The sequence below is a fragment of the Phytobacter sp. V91 genome (assembly GCF_965644225.1).
Taxonomy (GTDB): domain Bacteria; phylum Pseudomonadota; class Gammaproteobacteria; order Enterobacterales; family Enterobacteriaceae; genus CBFFRJ01.
In genome coordinates this window covers 1-3,935 of sequence record NZ_CBFFRJ010000228.1, presented here as the reverse complement: position 1 = coordinate 3,935, position 3,935 = coordinate 1, and the positions used below count along the sequence as shown (strand labels likewise).

Sequence of the window (3,935 nt, the reverse complement as noted above, 5' to 3'; positions counted from 1 at the left end):
AATCTGAACCAGATTTAATCTGACAGACACCTGTATAAATAACCGGTAACTGTCAGATCAGGTCTGAGCTAGTACAAATCATGCGGGTAAAAAATTTCAGACACTTGATTACTCCTTTCTGGTCCTGCCGTAATAGCCATTCAGGGCACGGCCAAACTCATTAGTTGGCCTAACTATCTGAGCGGTAAGCTCTTTTCGTATTGAAATCACAAGCTGACGATTGCGGCTATCTATCGCCGCCATGGTCACATCATCAGGCTTACCAGTGAATGAGTTCTGAATGTGGATCTGCCCACCAGCCGCATCCTGGCGAACGGCTTGCACCTTCTCCAGAGTGGCGTCCAGCTTTGCCGACGTACTGGCGGTAACAACTCGCTCGCCTTTCTGCAACAGCCAGGTGCCAGTTTCAGGGACGCGATCAATACCATCGTGGGCCATACCTGCAATTGTTTGCCCTGCGATGAGTGCAACAGATGCATACCCGACAGCGCGAATAGCCGTCGCTGCTGGAATACCCATAATCAGACCACCTTCTGCCATCGCTTTAGTTGCAGCTAACTCGGTGTTAATTACAGCCTGTGCGATCGCTGCCGCTTTGCTGGCAAAGAAAAGCGTCTTATAAGCGATGCTGCCTTCCTGACCGATGCTTTGGAGCAGTTGGGCTGATTGCCCGGCGAGATCCGAGAACATAGACAGACTGGCTGATGTATACCCCGATTGAATATCCTTCAGGCGGTCGGCGTTTGTCGCATTAATTTCAGCAATGCGATCTGCATAGGTTTGCTCATTAATAGCCTTTTCATCGAGCAGTTCTTTTTGCATCTCGATCTGCTTCTTATGCCACTTTTCTAACTCGGTCTGAGCATCAGCAATTTTAATTAACTCACCGCTGGCACCACCAACAGAGGCATCAACGCCATCAAATTTCGGCGCATCCTGAATAGTAGCCTTGGAGATTTTCTCCATAGTTTTACGGTATTCTTCGGTGGCGGGCGCAGCCTCTTTTAACAACTTAATTCGTTCGCGGGTTGTATTTAACAGCGCCTCTTCTGGCGTCATTAATTGCTCGTTTAACGATTTTAGTTTTTCTACTGCATTGACATGATCCAGCGCGGCGGCATTGCGCAGTAGATCTTGCTTATGTGCATCAGAAATAGAGACTAACTCCCCCTGGGTTACCTGATATTTAATTTTGGCCAACTCAGTATTTTGACCAGACAATGCTATTGATTCACGTTGCTGCTTAATGAGACGTTCATAAGCATCCTCTGCTTTCTCTTCGTCTGACTTTGGTCCTTTTGGTTTAGGCTTATTGGCTTCATCATTCTGCCAGCGCTCCATGCCCTGGTTGATGTATGCCTGGCGGTTGGTCTGATACTGGGGATCTGTGGTCAGGCCCAATGCGTCGGCGGCGTAACCGAGGCGAACCCTTTCACGGTCAGATCCTTTGAGTTTCGATAACTCAAGGTCCTGCCTGCTTTGTTGTAGCGCATCCGTCTGTTTTTGGGTTAAGTCAGCCTGAGGCAGGCGCATTGGTGCATTAACTAAGCCCTGCCGCGCCATAAGTAAAGTGTTGCCAAGTCCCAGAAGGCGGTTAAATTCCGTATGCTGCCCATTCATCATCAGAAGAGACTGATAAGCAGTATTTTGTTCAGCCGCCTGCTGACGTATCAACGCTACCCGGCGGTGCTCCAGTCCTTCAAGCACTGACTGAATACTCTCAGATTTCGCCTGCATCTGGCTCAACCGTTCTTGCTCCACTGCAAGTGCGTCGGTAGCCGAAGCCAAACCATCCGTGGCGTCGCCAATGCTCATCAGATGGTTAACCATGTAATCGCCAATGGTCAGACCTGGACTTTCCAGCATTTGACGAAAACCGGCAATTTCATTTTTGATACTTCTGATTTTGTTTTCTTGCTCAGTAACGAGACGATTTTGCTCATCAAGCGCCTGGCGGGTTTTACCCTCATTATCTGAAGCATCGGAAAGGGTCATTCCGCTGGTTTTGCTTCTGACCTCATCAATGGTGTTCGCGTATTCCTGCGCAGATCGGCGCGCTTGCTCCTGATTTTGATACAGCGTGTACCATGTTGCGGCGAGCGTAAGAACCACTCCTACCGGGCCTCCAACCAATCCCGTCAGACTACCAAGAAGGCGACCACCAATTGACGTGACAGAGTTCAAAGCTGTCTGCGCAGCTGTTCTTGCTACAAGGTTTCTTGATAAAGAGGCTTGTGCCAGGCTGAGCCTTTTTTCTGCTGCAGCCTGAGCATCTGTAGCCCTGGCTGCAACAAGCGCCTGTTGAGCTCTGTAAACCGTCGCCCGCGCCCTGGCAGTTGCTACCTGTGTTCCACGAAGTTGAGCTTCAGCCAATGCAACTTCACTTCGCGCGGCATTGACCAGCCCTACCGTAGCGGATGAAGCACCAGACACAAGATTGCCAAAAAAACGCGCTGCACCAATAGCAACCAGCGCACCGGCAGCAGTTGCGACCTCATCGATATTATCCGCAACAGCATTCAGTCCAGTCGTAAGGGTTCGCGTAGTCCCGCTGGCCTCATTAGCACCACCAACCCAGGCCATAAAGGCGTTTTCAATTTTTGTTGTAGCCGCAGATACGGTCTGAGGCATTGAAACGTATTCCGCCCTTAGCGTTCCGAGCTGGCTAATAAGTGCCGGGACAACTTTATCAGCTGTCAATTGGCCGTCATCGGCCATTGCCTTGAGGTCTTTCCTGGCAACTCCCATCCCGGATGCCAGGGCGCGAATTACACGATCACCTGCTTCGTTAACTGCGTTAAACTCCTCACCCCTGAGTACGCCCTGAGCAAGTGCCTGGCTGAACTGGGTAATAACGGAACTGCTTTCCTGAGCGTTGGCACCCGATAATTTTAGTCCCGTTGAAACTGCTTCAGTTATTTTCAGGACATCTTCTGAGCTATAACCATACTCACGCATCGAAGCTGCTGAACGGGAGAATAAATTTGCGTTATCAGAGAAAGCGGTCCCGGTACGCTGACTGATATCCATTAGCGCACGTTGAGATGATGTGAAATCATCGGTTGAATTGGATGCTTGTTTCAAGCGCGCATTGACTGAAACCCATTCGTCAGCGATATGAATAAGATGTCCAGTAGCAAACGCCCCCGCGAATGCTCCAGCAGTTGATAACGCGGTCGCTTTAGCTGTATTTAATTGTTCGTTTAGCGCTGAAATTGAACGCTGAGTTTCTTTTGTTGCCGCTGCAGCCTGGCGTCCGCCATTTTGCATAGTCTTGTAATAATCGGCACCCATGCGTGAAGCGCGTGTTATCTCTGTTTGAAATGATTGTGAATTTGCAGAGATTTTAATAATTAGCTCTCGGAGGGTTGCCATTTTTTCTCCAATAAAAAACCCCGCCTGAGCGAGGTCTTATTCATGTGTGTTTGTTTTAAAGAGCTTTAAGTTCTTTCACACAATAAGGTGAGGCCTGGCTAAGGCTCTCATCTCTGGTGTAAACATACTCTTTACCAAAACCATAAGGGGCATTAACTTTAAGTGTTGTGCTGTCTTTAGAAATAACCTGTAACTTAGTCCCCTCTTGGAAATAAATATTCGCGCCGTCAAATTTAACCCTATCAACTGATTTCTTTTCATTCCATGAGTAGCAGGAATATCCATTACCATCAGCATTAATTTTTAGAGTTGAAATATAAGGCCCGAGAGCACCAGTCCATAAACCAGAAATATCCCCAGCCGGTTGAGCCACTACAGTAGGAAATTTATTATTCAACATATCATCAGTGGCGCAACCAGCCAGAGTAAATGCAGAAATCGCCAGCAAAAACTTTTTCATATCCATATCCCCATTGATAAGTCACTTAAGGAAGGTGCGATTTAATCGTCAGTTATGAGAACATAAGGCTTTCTTTGCCATAGATTTTTCACGATGCCCG

2 protein-coding genes are annotated in these 3,935 nt (G+C 48.1%); both read right to left on the bottom strand.

Features of this window, described 5'->3' with window-relative positions:
* Positions 1-108 precede the first annotated feature (108 nt).
* On the bottom strand, positions 109-3,375 hold the full coding sequence (locus ACSZO4_RS24980; RefSeq protein ID WP_437891793.1) for a phage tail tape measure protein: 3,267 nt from the start codon (positions 3,373-3,375) through the stop codon (positions 109-111).
* A 55-nt stretch (positions 3,376-3,430) separates the two neighbouring features.
* Positions 3,431-3,835: a J517_1871 family lipoprotein gene (locus ACSZO4_RS24975; protein WP_437891792.1), complete on the bottom strand. Its 405-nt coding sequence runs from the start codon at positions 3,833-3,835 to the stop codon at positions 3,431-3,433.
* Positions 3,836-3,935: the final 100 nt, after the last annotated feature.

Excerpts from the sequence above, each read along its gene's own strand:
- ACSZO4_RS24980 (WP_437891793.1), bottom strand. The coding sequence starts at position 3,375 with ATGGCAACCCTCCGAGAGCTAATTATTAAAATCTCTGCAAATTCACAA.
- ACSZO4_RS24975 (WP_437891792.1), bottom strand. The coding sequence starts at position 3,835 with ATGAAAAAGTTTTTGCTGGCGATTTCTGCATTTACTCTGGCTGGTTGC.